The 13,838-nt window shown below is 40.5% G+C and carries 12 protein-coding genes and 1 tRNA gene; 5 read left to right on the top strand and 8 right to left on the bottom strand.

Annotation, left to right across the window (positions count from 1 at the left end; translation table 11 throughout):
* Positions 1-289 precede the first annotated feature (289 nt).
* Positions 290-487, top strand: a complete 198-nt coding sequence (locus IQ224_RS04765) for a type II toxin-antitoxin system HicB family antitoxin (RefSeq protein WP_002740518.1) — start codon at positions 290-292, stop codon at positions 485-487.
* A 3-nt stretch (positions 488-490) separates the two neighbouring features.
* Here the strand turns inward: IQ224_RS04765 and IQ224_RS04760 are convergent, their stop codons facing one another.
* Both IQ224_RS04760 and IQ224_RS04755 read right to left on the bottom strand, forming a co-directional pair.
* Positions 491-1,969: an NAD(P)/FAD-dependent oxidoreductase gene (locus IQ224_RS04760; RefSeq protein ID WP_002740516.1), complete on the bottom strand. Its 1,479-nt coding sequence runs from the start codon at positions 1,967-1,969 to the stop codon at positions 491-493.
* Between the two features lie 52 nt (positions 1,970-2,021).
* Complete coding sequence (locus IQ224_RS04755) at positions 2,022-3,020, bottom strand: glycosyltransferase family 2 protein (RefSeq protein WP_002740515.1); 999 nt, start codon at positions 3,018-3,020, stop codon at positions 2,022-2,024.
* 77 nt (positions 3,021-3,097) lie between these two features.
* Between IQ224_RS04755 and IQ224_RS04750 the strand changes: the two genes are divergently transcribed.
* Positions 3,098-4,252 carry a glycosyltransferase 87 family protein gene (locus IQ224_RS04750; RefSeq protein ID WP_228036097.1) on the top strand — a complete coding sequence of 385 codons (1,155 nt, stop codon included), beginning with the start codon at positions 3,098-3,100 and terminating at the stop codon, positions 4,250-4,252.
* Positions 4,253-4,547: 295 nt separating this feature from the next.
* Here the strand turns inward: IQ224_RS04750 and grrM are convergent, their stop codons facing one another.
* The 4 genes from grrM to IQ224_RS04730 all read right to left on the bottom strand — a co-directional run bounded on the left by grrM (position 4,548) and on the right by IQ224_RS04730 (position 8,645).
* Positions 4,548-5,708: a cyclophane-forming radical SAM/SPASM peptide maturase GrrM/OscB gene (gene grrM / locus IQ224_RS04745; RefSeq protein ID WP_194032630.1), complete on the bottom strand. Its 1,161-nt coding sequence runs from the start codon at positions 5,706-5,708 to the stop codon at positions 4,548-4,550.
* Between the two features lie 78 nt (positions 5,709-5,786).
* Complete coding sequence (locus tag IQ224_RS04740) at positions 5,787-6,908, bottom strand: murein transglycosylase A (RefSeq protein WP_002740505.1); 1,122 nt, start codon at positions 6,906-6,908, stop codon at positions 5,787-5,789.
* A gap of 76 nt (positions 6,909-6,984) precedes the next feature.
* A complete protein-coding gene (locus IQ224_RS04735; protein WP_002740504.1) occupies positions 6,985-8,319 on the bottom strand; it encodes a hemolysin family protein in 1,335 nt (444 codons plus the stop codon).
* A 32-nt stretch (positions 8,320-8,351) separates the two neighbouring features.
* Positions 8,352-8,645 carry a hypothetical protein gene (locus IQ224_RS04730; RefSeq protein ID WP_002740503.1) on the bottom strand — a complete coding sequence of 98 codons (294 nt, stop codon included), beginning with the start codon at positions 8,643-8,645 and terminating at the stop codon, positions 8,352-8,354.
* A 64-nt stretch (positions 8,646-8,709) separates the two neighbouring features.
* Here IQ224_RS04730 and IQ224_RS04725 point away from each other — a divergent pair.
* A tRNA-Ile gene (locus IQ224_RS04725) sits at positions 8,710-8,782 on the top strand.
* A 496-nt stretch (positions 8,783-9,278) separates the two neighbouring features.
* Here the strand turns inward: IQ224_RS04725 and IQ224_RS04720 are convergent.
* Both IQ224_RS04720 and IQ224_RS04715 read right to left on the bottom strand, forming a co-directional pair.
* Complete coding sequence (locus IQ224_RS04720) at positions 9,279-10,061, bottom strand: DUF3153 domain-containing protein (protein WP_002740502.1); 783 nt, start codon at positions 10,059-10,061, stop codon at positions 9,279-9,281.
* Positions 10,058-12,316, bottom strand: coding sequence for a ribonuclease R family protein (locus IQ224_RS04715; RefSeq protein ID WP_002740500.1), 2,259 nt, complete (start codon positions 12,314-12,316; stop codon positions 10,058-10,060). Before IQ224_RS04715 ends, IQ224_RS04720 begins: the two co-directional genes overlap by 4 nt.
* An 89-nt stretch (positions 12,317-12,405) precedes the next feature.
* Here IQ224_RS04715 and IQ224_RS24525 point away from each other — a divergent pair, with 89 nt between their 5' ends.
* Together IQ224_RS24525 and IQ224_RS04710 are read left to right on the top strand one after the other, a co-directional pair.
* On the top strand, positions 12,406-12,537 hold the full coding sequence (locus IQ224_RS24525) for a hypothetical protein (protein ID WP_002740498.1): 132 nt from the start codon (positions 12,406-12,408) through the stop codon (positions 12,535-12,537).
* Positions 12,538-12,738: 201 nt separating this feature from the next.
* Entirely contained in the window at positions 12,739-13,560 is an 822-nt protein-coding gene (locus tag IQ224_RS04710) for a hypothetical protein (RefSeq protein ID WP_002740496.1), read from the top strand.
* Positions 13,561-13,838: the final 278 nt, after the last annotated feature.

Here is a 13,838-nt window from a genome sequence, read left to right as displayed (position 1 = left end):
ACAGATTGACCGACGACTGAAAATTTCTGGAGCCCAGTGGAATGAAGAAAATATCCCTCAAGTGCTTAAACACCGCTGTGCTTACCTAAATAACAGTCTTTAGCTATTGAATAGTATTTATGTTCTGGCAAAACTGACTTGCTCCCGATTACATCGTCTTTTTAAGAGCTTTTTCATTCTTTATATGAAGGAAGAATTACCCTTTCAGGGAAAGATAGCTCAGATGCTAAAATTTATTTAGAAAAAGAAGTTTTAAACGCCATCTAAGAAGTCAAAAGGAAACAAGAAAATGAATAAACTCAAATATACAATAATCATTCAATGGTCAGAAGAGGACAACTGCTATCTAGTAGGATTTCCAGACTTTATTGGTCAAAAATGGCGAACTCATGGCGATTCCTATGAAGAGGCTATTACCAATGGTGTAGAAGTATTAGAATTATCAATCGAAAATTATCCCAAAGTGTATCAGGATGAAGTTGCTTAAAGCTTACTTAAGTAATAAATTTGTGCTTAGGTTACAAAGGTGAGATGCTCCCTCAGATTTCGTCATAAATTCCTCATGGTAAGAACGCTCAGTATTGACTTTCCAGAGGTTATGATTCGCTCCCATAATATTCTCGACAGCCAGGATAGCCGATAACATGGAATGGTCTTGATTATTATAGCGGTGCATCCCATTTCTGCCCACAGATTGCAGATTTTCCAAACTATCGACATAGTTTTGCAGCACCAGTAAATGTTGTTGGTATTCGTCATCATAAACGGGGTAGGCTTTCTTTTGTCGAATCACCGTTCCGTCTTCCACTTTATTGATGTCATCAACTAACCCGAGATTAACTATTTCTTGACTAGCCAAACGAATCAAACTCTGATTATCCATTTCCCATAATTTATCACCCTCGCTACAAAAATACTCCATGCCTAAGCAAGTTTTCTTCGGGTCGGGAACCATTTTCGGACTCCAGTTTTTAAAATTCTGAATGCGTCCCACTTGAAATTCGGGACTGTGAATATAAATCCAGTTATCCGGAAATAGGTGTTCTTGGTTAACCACAATGGGAACAATCAAAAAATCCCGATATTTTAATCCTCTTGCCGCTTGTAACACTTTTTCAGGTGGTAAGGGGTCTAAACGGTGCATCAGGGCAGTAATTGGCATCGTGTTGATAAAATGATCCCCAGTAATCTCGGATATTTCCTCGCCTTTTTTGATGATAATACTGGTAATTTTTTGACCCTTTCTTTTGACTTTAATGACTTCCGTATCTAGCCACACAGGACAACCTTGTACTTCTAATTTTTCTTGAAAACGCTCCCACATCATCCCCGGTCCAAGCAGCGGATAATCAAACTCTTTGATTATAGTTTTAGTGTCATTGTCACCAAAAACGGCGTTAATGACGGCTTTTTTTAAGGATAATCCTTGAATACGTTGTGCCGCCCAATCGGCACGAATTTGGGTGCAGGGAATACCCCAAACTTTTTCGGTATAACTTTTAAAAAAAGTTTCATACAACCGTTGACCAAAGCGATTAGTCACCCATTGTTCAAAATTTTCTTCTAGGGGTAAAGGATAAAATTTAACTTTGAAGTAACTATAAACAATTAATAGACTCTGGATAAACCCTAAATTACTAACAGCATTCATGGGTTCCAAGGGATAACTAAAAAATTTACCCTGATAGTAAATCCGTGATAAACGGGGAACTTTGATAAAATCATCCCCTAACACTTCCCGCCACAAATGTTGCACTTCGGGAACTTTGGTAAAAAAGCGATGACCACCGATATCGAAGCGATAATCCTTGTAGGTTTCGGTGCGGGAAATGCCCCCAACTTGATCGCCTTTTTCTAGTACAATTGAATGTAGTTCGTGTTTGGCTAGACAATAGGCGGCCGTTAATCCGGCCGGACCGCCACCAATGACGACGGTATGGGGAGAATTGAGTTGATTTACTGTTTTCATAGTTTATATGAATCAGGAATTTGTCGTTTATTTTGTCAAAATGCCTGTCAACTCAAGCCAGACGTTGCAGCCAATAGCGTCCCGTACCAAGGACGAAAGCCAGACCACTGTAGAGATAATATAACCAGTGCCAAGGCAAAGTTAGCATAGCAAAAGATAATCCTCGCTTTTGTCGAAAAAACTGATAAACAGGTAAGTTTAAGAGAATTAAGCCCAATGCTAACACAGCCACGCCCAAAAGCAAATAATAATACCATAAACTGGCCAGCAGTAAAAATAAAAGTGTATAAACCAATACCACACTCCAACGACTAGACCATTGTAAATTAAGGTCATTAACAAAATTTTGCTGACGGTGAATTAATTCTGTCCAGGGTAGGGCGCGATAGAAAAAATCGGCTCTCAACAGGGAAGAAACCGTCCAATGTTTGAGATGTTTAACGTAGATATCTTTACACAAACGAATCCGGCAGCCGTGAGCTTTGAGACGATAACCCAGTTCGATATCTTCAATAGAGGGATAAAGATAACTTTCCTCAAAACCGCCTATTTTCTCGAAAATATCCCGTTTAATCGCTCCACAAGCTCCCCAAAAAGTGGAAGCCTCCTCGCAACCAATTTGATGATTGTAATGATGAAAAAGGTTTTTATACTGGGAAAGAAAATTGACCGCCCCAGGTTGGTCATCGTAGGAACCAATCAGCGCCGCTAGGGTAGAATCTTGATGGAATACTTGGGCGATTTTTGCTAAAGTATCGGGATGAATAGTCACATCTGCATCCATAAAAAAGAGAATATCACCCCTAGCCATGGCCGCCCCTTGATTTCTTGCCACTGCTGGCCCTTGATTGCTTTCTAACTGTAAGACTTCTGCTCCAAAACTGACCGCAGTTTCATAGGATTGGGGGTCATTTCCATCAACCACGACAATAACCTCCCTGGGGGCGAGTAAACTGGTGGATAAGCTGGCTAAACAGTTATTAAAGGCTTCTCCGCCTCTATAGACTGGAATAATGATAGAAATTAAGGAATTATTAAAAAACTCATTCATCGTTTTTTGGTCAAGTTCAATGTATATTGAGGCTCAGATTTGCTATCTTGTCAAGGAGTTGCTGATTTTTGCGAAGTATGTTCCTGAATAAAGCCATGATTTTTGCCAAAAAACAGCCAATTTTATCGATTCTTACGCTTATTTTTGCTTGGCTGGCTGTTGCCTACTTAGCTAAAGGATTTTATACCCTAGCTTTTGATAGTAGTCCCTCTGGTGCCAGAGATTTATTAGAACGTTGGCAAGAACAACAGTATATTTATCTGGGAATTTATCCCTATCGCATGAATCCCGCCGATATTAATGCAGAATTGGGGAGAATTCGCTCCGGTGGCTATCCACCCTGGGCTTTTTTGACGGGATTTTTCATGTTTCCCCCTATTTCTTCGACTTTAACCCGTTTCTATCACGTTTTTTTAAATCTGATTTCTCTGGGCATTTTAAGCCGTTTTGCCTATCAATTAGGTTTGCCTTTTGGCCGAATGGCTGCCTATTTTTTTGTGTTTACTTCTCTGGCCATTAGTAGTAACTGTACCACCCTTAATAATGGGCAATATGGTTTAATTGTCAATGCTTTTTTAATAATTGTTTACTGGTTATTACAAGCCAATAAAAATTATCTAGCGGGGATATTTATGGGCATTGCTCTCGTTAAACCTAACATCTCGGCACCCTATCTTTTGAGTTTAGTAATTAAGAGAAAGTTTAAAACGGTAATTCTCGCTTTTGTCTATATTATCTCGGCTACTTTTGCTATCGCTCACACCACTAGATTAAACTTTGAGAAAGTAATCGGTAACTTTTTAAATCAGATCAAATATGTGGCAGATGATGGTGTTTCAAGTATTAATATTATCATGAAATTCGGAATCAGTACAGAAATAACTCTTGTTTTATTAACCACAATTGGCTTAGTTCTAGGTATCGTGATTTTCCAAAAATTACAGCATACTTCTCTATTAACCCTGTTTGCCTCTGCTGCAGTTATTGGTCGGGTTTTCACCTATCATCGCCCCTACGACGATCTGATGTTAGTTTTTTTACTCTTGGCTTTACTAACCCTAGCTTTTAGTTATCCATATCGCTTAAATATAATTATTGTGTCTTTAGTGGGATTAACTCTTTGGCTGCCCCTAAGTATTCAAAATTTAGCTAGTCCTTACTGGTCAATTTTTCAAAATACAATTTGGTTAATTGTCCTTGTTTATCTATTAGTTAATTCTTGGGAAAGGTAGAATAATGCCGATGATTGACTATTTCTGAGATGGGTTTGGCAGTTCGAGTCAGAGTTCATATTTGGGCGTTGCTGATTTTAAGTATAAATTATCCTCTAGGCAATTTTTAAAATCTAGAACTAAGCTATAGCAGTTATCTTAATATTGAGGTAGGAAGTTTTCGTTTTGGGAAGTCGATCATCTCCGAGTCAGGAGTCAGGAGTCAGGAGATAGGAGTCAGTTATCAGTTATCAGTTATCAGTTCACTGAGAAAACTCCCCACACCCCACACCCCAAACCCTAACACCCCACTCCCCTAAACTTCTAATAAATTTTCTAGGCGATCGAGAACTATATCGGTGATACACTTAATCCGGTATAAACAGGCTTTAGTATCTGTGGAGTTGAAAGTGCCATTTTCCCAATATTTGTTACTACCGGCACCCCCCCCGCAAACGCCAAAATAATCGCATTTTTGACGACATAAATCGACTCCACCGCGCATATCAGCGTAAATTTTTTGAAATTTCTCAGTTTCACAGATAGATTCTAGGGAATCCGTCAAAACATTACCAAAGATAAAATCGCCGTAGGGTTGGGTTTTAATCGATAGTAATTCAGGATCAAAGGTGGAAAAATTACCTTGATTATCAAAATTGACAATCATAAAAGGTCGATTCATATCAGTATTTTCTAAGCGTTCATCCGCATAAATCAAACTACAGATCGATTCAAATTCCCGCAGCTTAAATTCTCCTTGTTTGGCCGTGACTAACTGCCAAAATCTGGCGATAAACTGGCGATAACGTTGTTCAATACCTAATTTATCTAAGGAAGATTGCGAATGAATACCCTCGGTTTCTTCCATATTAAAAGCCACATCGGTAAGACCATGATCCCAAAAAAAGTTAAAAATTTCGTCGGGATAGTCGAGAGAATCTTCCGTTAAAACAGCGATGATACTAACATCAATTTCATGTTTTTGCAAGAAAGAAATCCCCCGCATCGTAGCAGCATGACTACCAGTTCCTTTGCGGTTTTGCCGGTGGATATCATGAATGAAAGCCGGTCCATCAAGACTGACTCCCACATAAACATCATGCTTTTTAAATAATTGACACCAAGCATCGTTAATATAAGTGGCGTTAGTTTGTACCGAATGACGAAAACAGTAACCCTGCTGATTATATTTCTCGCTAACTTCTGCAATTTTAGCAAAAGCACTTTCATAAAAACTAATGGGAACTGCCAAGGGTTCACCCGCGTGCCAGCAAATGGTAAAATTATCTTGGAGAAAACGACTACTAAAAACCCTCTGAAAAATCGGCTCGATTAAATCTAAGGATAGGGTATTTTTTAAATGGCGATCGGGTAAATAACAGTAATCACAATTGAGATTACAAAAAGAAGTCGGCTGCACGACTACTAAAGTAATTGGACCACAATCCGACCAATCTATATTTACGTTTTTTTTCATGATTCTATTGTTTAAATTATCACTTAAGTATGATAACCGATTCTGGGAAGTCTATCTTAATTCTACCTATACTATTTCCTATTCCCTCAATAATAAATAATATAACTGACCGGGGGTATTAACTAAACCAGCTTTATCGCCAGCATTTTTTCCTGTTCCCATAAAAATATCTACCCTCCCAGTACCTTTAATCGCGCTGCCAGTATCTTGATCGAGAACATAGCGACTCACTAATTTTTTATTAAGATTTTCCTGGGGAATTTCTGTCTCAATTACCGCTAAAGCACCGGAGGGAAAAATACTTTTATCTGTAGCGATCGATCTTTCTGGTAAAACCGGAACTCCAATACTACCAGTGGGAGGCGCACCGTGGGTTTCTCGAAAGAAAATAAACCGATTATTGCGGGGAATATAATTCTTTAATTGCTCAGGATTACTTCTGAGAAAATCCAAAACCATTGGTAAGGTTAAACCCTCAGCAGGAAAAATACCATCGGCAATCATTTCTTTTCCCAGACTTGTGTAGGGATGCTCGGTATTGCCATCAAAACCGATGCTCATAATTTGACCATTAGGTAAACGTAATTTTGCCGAACCTTGCACATGAACTAAATAAGCTTCTAAGCGATCTTTTAACCAGACTAATTCGTATCCCGCTAGACGGCTATTTTCCCCTAGTAAACCATCTTTTCCCTCTAATTCTACCCTAGCTGGATGGGGTTTAGACCAGCGAGAAAAGTTAGCAGGTTGGCGATAGAGAGGATATTTATACTCGGCGTTTTTTTGCCGACTTGCTTGATAAATTGGCTCAAAATAACCAGTAAACTTAACATTTCCCTGACTATCATTACCCAAAGAACGATACCAAATAAATTCTTTTTTAACTGCCTTTTGTAGAGCTGCGGGAGTGGGAGAATTCTGCACTAATTGACGAAAACGTACTAAGGAACGCTGCACTCGCTGACGAGTTATTTCAGGAATAGGATAATTTTGATAGGCGCGGATCGCCGCCGAGCTATTCAGATAACGTAAACTATGATCGATCGCTTGTAGTAGGGTTTTTTTGTCCTTTGGCAGTCGTTCATCGTATCCCGTAGATGTTCCTAATTGTGAGATTTCAAGGCGTTCTAGGGGCAAATTTACGGGGGTGAGGGCAATTAATCCCAAGCTGAGGGGGAGGAGTGCCAAAAGGTGTTTCATGGTGATAGGAATGGGCAGCTGTTGACGCGATTAACAATCAAGAAGGATCAATGAGAAAAGTTGTTTCTTATTTATATCATGAGGATAATTGTTGTCGATAAATTTTAATTTGTTCCAAGCGAGGGCCGACCTTAGAAATGATGGTAAATTCTAAATTTTGGTAATATAATTGTTCTCCCACCCTCGGTATTTTTTGCCAATGATGGAGGATAAAACCAGCTAGGGTTTGGTATTCATCGGCCAAGGGTAAGCTTAAATTTAATTCTTTGTTCACGTCCTCTAAATTCATTTGCGCTTGTACGAGAAAAGTTGATTCATCGAGGAGTTGGTATTCTAATATTCCTGATTGATCACTAGGGGAAAAAGTTCCTAGAATCTCGCCAATTAAATCTTTGAGGGTTAATAAACCGGCTGTTCTGCCAAATTCATCCACAATGATAACCATCTTTAAGGATGATTCCTGCATCACGATCAGTAATTCATTTAAAGGGGTAGTTTCGGGGAAAAAACGCACAGGTTTTAACCAAGTTTTAATCGGAGTTTTTAAATTTAACTGACCTTCGGCAAGGGGTAAAGCTAAATCTTTAAAATCGATCAGACCACGGATATCATCACCAGAATCTCCTGCCACAGGATAACAAGAATAGCCACTGTTAACTACTTGGAGCAATAATTCCTCAAAAGTTGCAGTCGAGGAAATAGCTATTAAACGGTTATGGGGAACCATAATTTCCGCAGCAGTGATTTCGCCAAACTGGAAAACATTGTTTAAGATTTTCCTTTCCGCTGCTTCTAATCCCGTTAATTCCCCTTCCATGCTGATAATTAATTGTAATTCCTCGCAAGTTACCCGACTAGAACGCTGTAGATCCACTTCGGGAATACGGGTTAAAACCAATAAAAAACGAGTTGATTGGTTGAGAATACCGATAAAAGGCTTAAAAATCCGGGAAATAACGCCAATAGGTGCTGCTAATAATCGCGCCATCGGTTCGGCATAAATTAAAGCTAGGGATTTGGGATAAAGTTCCCCAAAAACTATCTGGAGATAGGCAACAATTAAAAAAGCTAGACAAAGAGAGAACCCATGGGAGAGAAGATTTTGCCAGTTTAAAGAAAAGGGTAAAAAACTTAGTAATTTCTTCACAAAAACGGTCATGGTACTCTCCCCGGTCCAACCTAAAGCTAAACTAGAAAGGGTGATGCCTAATTGAGTAGTGGAAAGTAAGCGATCGAGACTTCTTTGTAGAGATTGTACCGTCTGCGCTGGCACATCTCCCGCAGCCACTAGCTGACTGACGCGGGTACGACGGACCGACACAAGCGAAAATTCCGCCGCCACGAAAAAAGCATTGAGGACGATTAGTAAAAAGACTAAAATTAAACGAGTCAATAAATCCTGATTATCCATAGCGAAAAGGCAAAATTAGCCTTTTTTAAAGCCTATCCTTTGGTTTCGTTCTTTGATTGCGGTTTGTTTTTCTGTTGCTGCATATAAACTCTCACTCTTTTAATTACTTCTTCTTCTTTCACGGGGATAAAAGTTTGATTGCGACCATAACTGGTGCGATCGTTGGTAAACTTTTTAGCGGGGTTGATATCCGGTTGACTGACTCCCTTCAGGGAGGCGATTCCCAATTGATAGGCTACCCAACCGCTACCGAAACCGGCGGCTAACATGGCTACCATCAAAAGTAGTCCTAACTGCAAGGAGGTGCTAATTGCAAATTTTTTCATCTTGGTGGGGCTGAATTTTCACGTTCAGAGTAATTACCGATCTATAATGAGTTAATAGTATAACCCAGGGTTGGCCGAGCGGTTGAGGCAACGAACTCATAATTCGTGCTAGGCAGGTTCAACTCCTGCACCCTGGATAGTTTTGATCGCTTCAGGCGATCGGGTTTGACTGCACTAGAGTAAGTTATAAGTTAATCTTGTTCTTGTTAGTGCAGAATACAGTCTTTTAGGCTGCCGCATACTGATGAGCCTTTCTTTGTCAACTCTTGAGGTTGATGCTTTTCATTTTTGAATTGGCGCTTTCTTGCGTCAGGCTTTGGCCTCTGTCCATCACCCCTTGAATACGGTTGTCTCTCTTATCCCCACTGCTGATTTTTCTCTCTTTGTCAACCCCTAGACCTGAATAGCAGCAATTCTCAGTTTTAGACACAGCAAGCCTTTTAGGGATTTAAAGAACATTTTAAAGGGGGATTTTTGGCGCAACTTTGGGTGTACTATCACGTCAAAAGCCCGAAGACTCGTCAAATGAAATTCGCCATCCCATTGAATTTCACCCCGTATTATGCGAACTAACTCCCAAAAGCCTTGCTACAGGGCAAATTTAGAATTGCTGCCTGAATAGTTACTCTCAATTTAAGTCGATGGGGATACACCAGGCAAGCGTTTATATTTCAAGTAATAGGCAAAAACTGTTATTACAACAATAATTATTGTGCCGATACCCAAATAGTTAGGAACCCAAAAAGCCGCCGTAATGGTGTTAATTTCTCCCGGTTTTAAATGCCAAATTAACTGATTGTCAACTTGTTCTACTGGGGGATTTAATCCTGAGTAATCTTCAATATTTTGACCGGCTAAGGGAGTCTTTAAAGCGAAGTCGATATCAACTAAGGAACCGGGGCTAATGATAATATTTCCCTGTTCGGAAAGCACACCTAAAGCCCGCAAATCAACGGTTAATTTTAAGTTTTTCTGGGTCAAAAAGAACCAATCTTGTTCTGTCACTGCCAGTTTTGAATCTAGTTGCAGTAACTTTATATCATCGGTATTAGGGGAGTTTTTGATTTTAAAGGAAGAACTAGGATCAAAAAATTGATTGAATTTTTCCTCTAATTCCCGACTATTACTAAAGGGAATAGTGACAATTATTTCTCGTTCGGAAATATGATCGGTTTTCCCCTTAAGTAATTTTGCCCTCTGTTCGATACTATTTAACCATTTAGTGGCTTCGGTTTGACTGAGACTGGTTAAACGTTGTCCGAGGGTGATATGTTGAATAATTTCCCCGTGGTGTTGGTGGGGAAAATTAATGCCCACATCGTAACGGACACAGCCAGTTAAAAAGAGAAAAATACCGCATAAAAAGGGCAGAATAAAGCGGGTTTTTCCGATTTTTTCGGTGGTTGGTTGATTCATAATTGATCTTCTTCTAAGTCGTCATAACTTGCTGAACTGCCACCGCTAACCGTAACTAGATCGATTTGCTGACGATAATAGTCTACATCTTTTATCTCCACTTCTACCTCATCACCGAGACGATAGGCAACGCGATTTTTCCGTCCTACCAAACAGCTATGACGAGCGCGATATTCGTACCAATCATCCTTGAGAGAAGAAACATGGACCAACCCTTCCACTAATAAATCGGAAATTTCCACGAAGAAACCATAGGATTGTACACCAGTAATTAAGCCGCGAAAAACTTGACCCATTTTTTCTTTCATTTTCTCGGCTTTTTTCAATCCTTCTAGGTCTTTTTCCGCATCTTCAGCAATTTTTGAGCGATCATTGAGATGGGAAACAATTAGATGGCTTTCTTCTTCTAACTCCTCCTGAATTTGACTTGGGAGAATATGCCAATGAATCTGTCCATGACAGCTATTACTGCCCAAATTAACCCCGACTTTGACGATTTTGCTGCGGCGATCTTTCCCCTCGGTTAATAGGAGTTTTAACACCCGTTGTACCCAAAGATCGGCATATCTTTGTAGGGGGGAGAGACAGTGGGTATAATTGCTAGGATAGGCCAAACCAAAATGGGGCAGAGGATGACTACTATATCTAACTAATTTGAGAGTTTCTTGCAGCAGATAATTGAGGACTTTTACCGATGAGGAAGCGGAAAAAGTGCGGGTGAGATTTTGATAGTCATTGGGTTTAATCTCCTCCTCGGCAGTTAAATTTAATTCTGCCCCTAAATTATTGGCCAATTTGAGTAAATCCTCCAATTCATCCCAATCCGGTTCCGATTGTCCACAGTAGATACAGGGCAATTTTAAGGCCTGTAAATGTTCAGCGACAACTTTGCCGGCTAAAATTGCCACTTCTGTCAGTAAAGAACGGGCCGGTAAATTATTAGAAGCGAGAACAGTCCCCCCCCGTCCTTCGTCTTTGTAGGGAGAGATTTTGTCTAATTGAATATCAAAACTACCCCGCTGCAGACGTTGGGATTTGAGGGTGGGGCAAACGCTGAAAAATAAATCTTTCAGGGTTTCAACGGTATCGGTGGGGGCAGCTTCGCTATCTTCTTCACTGAGCAGATCGCGCACCTGTTGATAGGTAAAATGTTGATCCACTTGGATGAGACTGCGGGTGATTTCGTACTCCACTAGCTCCCCCTTATCATCGAGGGTGACGAGGATAGAAATAGCGGGGCGCTGTTCTTGGGGTGACAGGGAACAACGACTGGCAAGGGCAGCCGGGACTAATGGCAGCACTTTTTCGCCTAAATAGACGGCTGTTCCCCGTTTTTTGGCAACTTTATCCAATAATCCGCCCCGTTCAATGTAACGGGTGACATCGCTGATATGAATAGCGACTTGCCAGCGATTTTGGTTGATTTTCTCTAAAGAAAAGGCATTTTCAATGATTGGGGGATAATCCAGAGGGGTGTCATCTTCGATGGTAAAGGTGAAGAGTGGGGTTAAATCTCGCAGTTGTTCTTTTTCGCCACTATCGAAGAAATCCGCTAAATTATCGGCAATTTCGAGGGCTTCTGGCGGAAAATTATGGGGGAGATCGTGTTTACAGGAGACGATATCCGTGTCGGCAGCGGCCTCGGCCGTGGAACCGAGAACGCGAGTAACTTTACCGATGGGAGGCATTTCCCCTAGGGGATAACGGAGGACGGAAACATGAACGAGGTGATCGATGTTTTCTAGGAGATTTTGACCATTTTCGAGGAGATTAAGGGTAAATTTCAGGCGATCATCGAGGGGAACCGCCACAAACTGCTCATTTTCCTGTTTTACTTGCGCTAGAAGCGAAGGATTAGCTCGTTCGAGAATTAATCTCACCTCTCCTTCCGGGGAACGACGACGGGTTCCCTCGCGGATGATTTTGACTAAAACTCGATCGCCATTCCAAGCGTTACTGAGATGATTTTTCGAGACGTAGATGTCATCAGCATCTTCGATATCTTGGATAGCAAAGCAAAATTCTTTACTGGAACAGCGCAGCTTTGCTTCTACGATATTTTCCTCGATCACACGACGATAGCGCCCGCGTTCTTTGACAACCATTCCCAGACGTTCCAAAGCATCGAGAATCACTTGCAATTTTTCGCAGCTTTCGGGATCGTCTTCGCAGCCTAATTTTTTTTCGAGAAGTTTACCCGTAGCTAATTTATCATCACTAAGATGAGAGAGGAGTGTGGCGATCGAGAAGTCCATCTAACAATAATCCTTACTTACAAGACACTGACGGAATGGTGGACAATTAAGTTTAAATACTTATATAATGAGAGGATTGATTTAAACCATTGACTCGAGAGATTATCTCTATCGGGCTAATTGCGATCGCTGGTGGTGACAGTGAAGGTAAACTAAGCAAGCATCGAACACCCGAACCTACCCTGAGAATTATCGAAGCCTTCGTTAGTATAAGCCAATAGCGAACACTGGCAAACCTTTTGGCGATCGCTCATCTTGCTGGCAGAAGCTTCAGCCTAGTAGAATCTTGTTACTGTGGGCAAGGCTAATCCTAGGACTGAAAATTTTATCTAATCTTTAATCCTAGCAAGAACTTGCTACATTTTTCCATAATTACGATAGAGTATTTTAGTATAAGTACAAAAGAACTCGAAAAAGTCACCATGTTGCAAAAGTTACGCCAACGTTACCCCCAAGTTGCCCTGATTAGCGAGTTAGTTCAAATCGATCACGGCAAGTATATTGTGAGAGCGATCATCGAAATTGAGGGAAAAACGGTCGTTACAGGTTTAGCAGCGGCAGATACGGTGGAAATCGCCGAAGATAGAGCCAGAGAACGAGCTTTACTGCTTTTAGAGGCTGAAAACACCCCCGATCTCCAGCTTGTGGAAAAAATCAGCCCCAATAATATTTCTCTACCGTCCGATTTACCTAAAACCGTCCCTAGTACCAAAAAATCGACTAAAACGGCTAAAGTCACTGAAATACCTCGTCCTGAAGCTAAAATTGAACCGGAATTACCCCAAGTTCAGGACATTCCCCCGGCTAAAATTGAACCGGAATTACCCCAAGTTCAGGATATTCCCCCGGCTAAAATTGAACTGGAATTACCCCAAGTTCAGGATATTCCCCCGGCTAAAATTGAACCGGAATTACCCCAAGTTAAGGATATTCCTTTACCGGAACCAGAGCCTTTATTATTAGAAACGGAAACCGATAATTACTCCTTATTATCAGAATTGCCAGAAGAAGCGAGTTTAACTGAAGAAGAACCCCCGGCACCAGAACCAGTTGTTGTTATTCCCGAAGAAATCGATTATTCAGTGCTTAAAACTAAAATTGATGTGGAGATGAAACGATTAGCTTGGACCACAGAAAAAGGTCGGGAATACCTGATTTCTACCTATGGCAAAAAGTCTCGTTTACTGCTAACTAATGAGGAGTTATTAGAATTCTATAACTACTTATCTAGTATCAGTGCCTAATCAATAAACCTGCTGCATAAATCAAAAATCTTCCGTTAAGTGAGGAGTCTCCGAGTCAGTATTCTCCGAGTCAGGAGAAGCAGAAAGAAATAGATTATTTCCTAGCAGTAGAAAAGCGATCTTTTTCTGGAAAAATCCTTAAATTAAGGACTTTAAGAGCAAGTCTGCGATTAAAAACTCAATTTGGCGGGAGATATAATAAAAAAGTAAGCTATTAAGTAGGGAGGCACAATTATTTGTAGGATGGGTTAGCGGTAGCGTAACATAATCGGGCGTTG

This window comes from Microcystis sp. LEGE 00066 (assembly GCF_015207925.1).
GTDB classification, from domain to species: Bacteria; Cyanobacteriota; Cyanobacteriia; order Cyanobacteriales; family Microcystaceae; genus Microcystis; species Microcystis ichthyoblabe_A.
This window is presented reverse-complemented; position numbering and strand designations above follow the sequence as displayed.

What these genes read in the sequence shown, in the direction of transcription:
- IQ224_RS04765 (WP_002740518.1), top strand. Translation starts at nt 290, where the DNA reads ATGAATAAACTCAAATATACAATAATCATTCAATGGTCAGAAGAGGAC.
- IQ224_RS04760 (WP_002740516.1), bottom strand. Translation starts at nt 1,969, where the DNA reads ATGAAAACAGTAAATCAACTCAATTCTCCCCATACCGTCGTCATTGGT.
- IQ224_RS04755 (WP_002740515.1), bottom strand. Translation starts at nt 3,020, where the DNA reads ATGAATGAGTTTTTTAATAATTCCTTAATTTCTATCATTATTCCAGTC.
- IQ224_RS04750 (WP_228036097.1), top strand. Translation starts at nt 3,098, where the DNA reads ATGTTCCTGAATAAAGCCATGATTTTTGCCAAAAAACAGCCAATTTTA.
- grrM (WP_194032630.1), bottom strand. Translation starts at nt 5,708, where the DNA reads ATGAAAAAAAACGTAAATATAGATTGGTCGGATTGTGGTCCAATTACT.
- IQ224_RS04740 (WP_002740505.1), bottom strand. Translation starts at nt 6,908, where the DNA reads ATGAAACACCTTTTGGCACTCCTCCCCCTCAGCTTGGGATTAATTGCC.
- IQ224_RS04735 (WP_002740504.1), bottom strand. Translation starts at nt 8,319, where the DNA reads ATGGATAATCAGGATTTATTGACTCGTTTAATTTTAGTCTTTTTACTA.
- IQ224_RS04730 (WP_002740503.1), bottom strand. Translation starts at nt 8,645, where the DNA reads ATGAAAAAATTTGCAATTAGCACCTCCTTGCAGTTAGGACTACTTTTG.
- IQ224_RS04720 (WP_002740502.1), bottom strand. Translation starts at nt 10,061, where the DNA reads ATGAATCAACCAACCACCGAAAAAATCGGAAAAACCCGCTTTATTCTG.
- IQ224_RS04715 (WP_002740500.1), bottom strand. Translation starts at nt 12,316, where the DNA reads ATGGACTTCTCGATCGCCACACTCCTCTCTCATCTTAGTGATGATAAA.
- IQ224_RS04710 (WP_002740496.1), top strand. Translation starts at nt 12,739, where the DNA reads ATGTTGCAAAAGTTACGCCAACGTTACCCCCAAGTTGCCCTGATTAGC.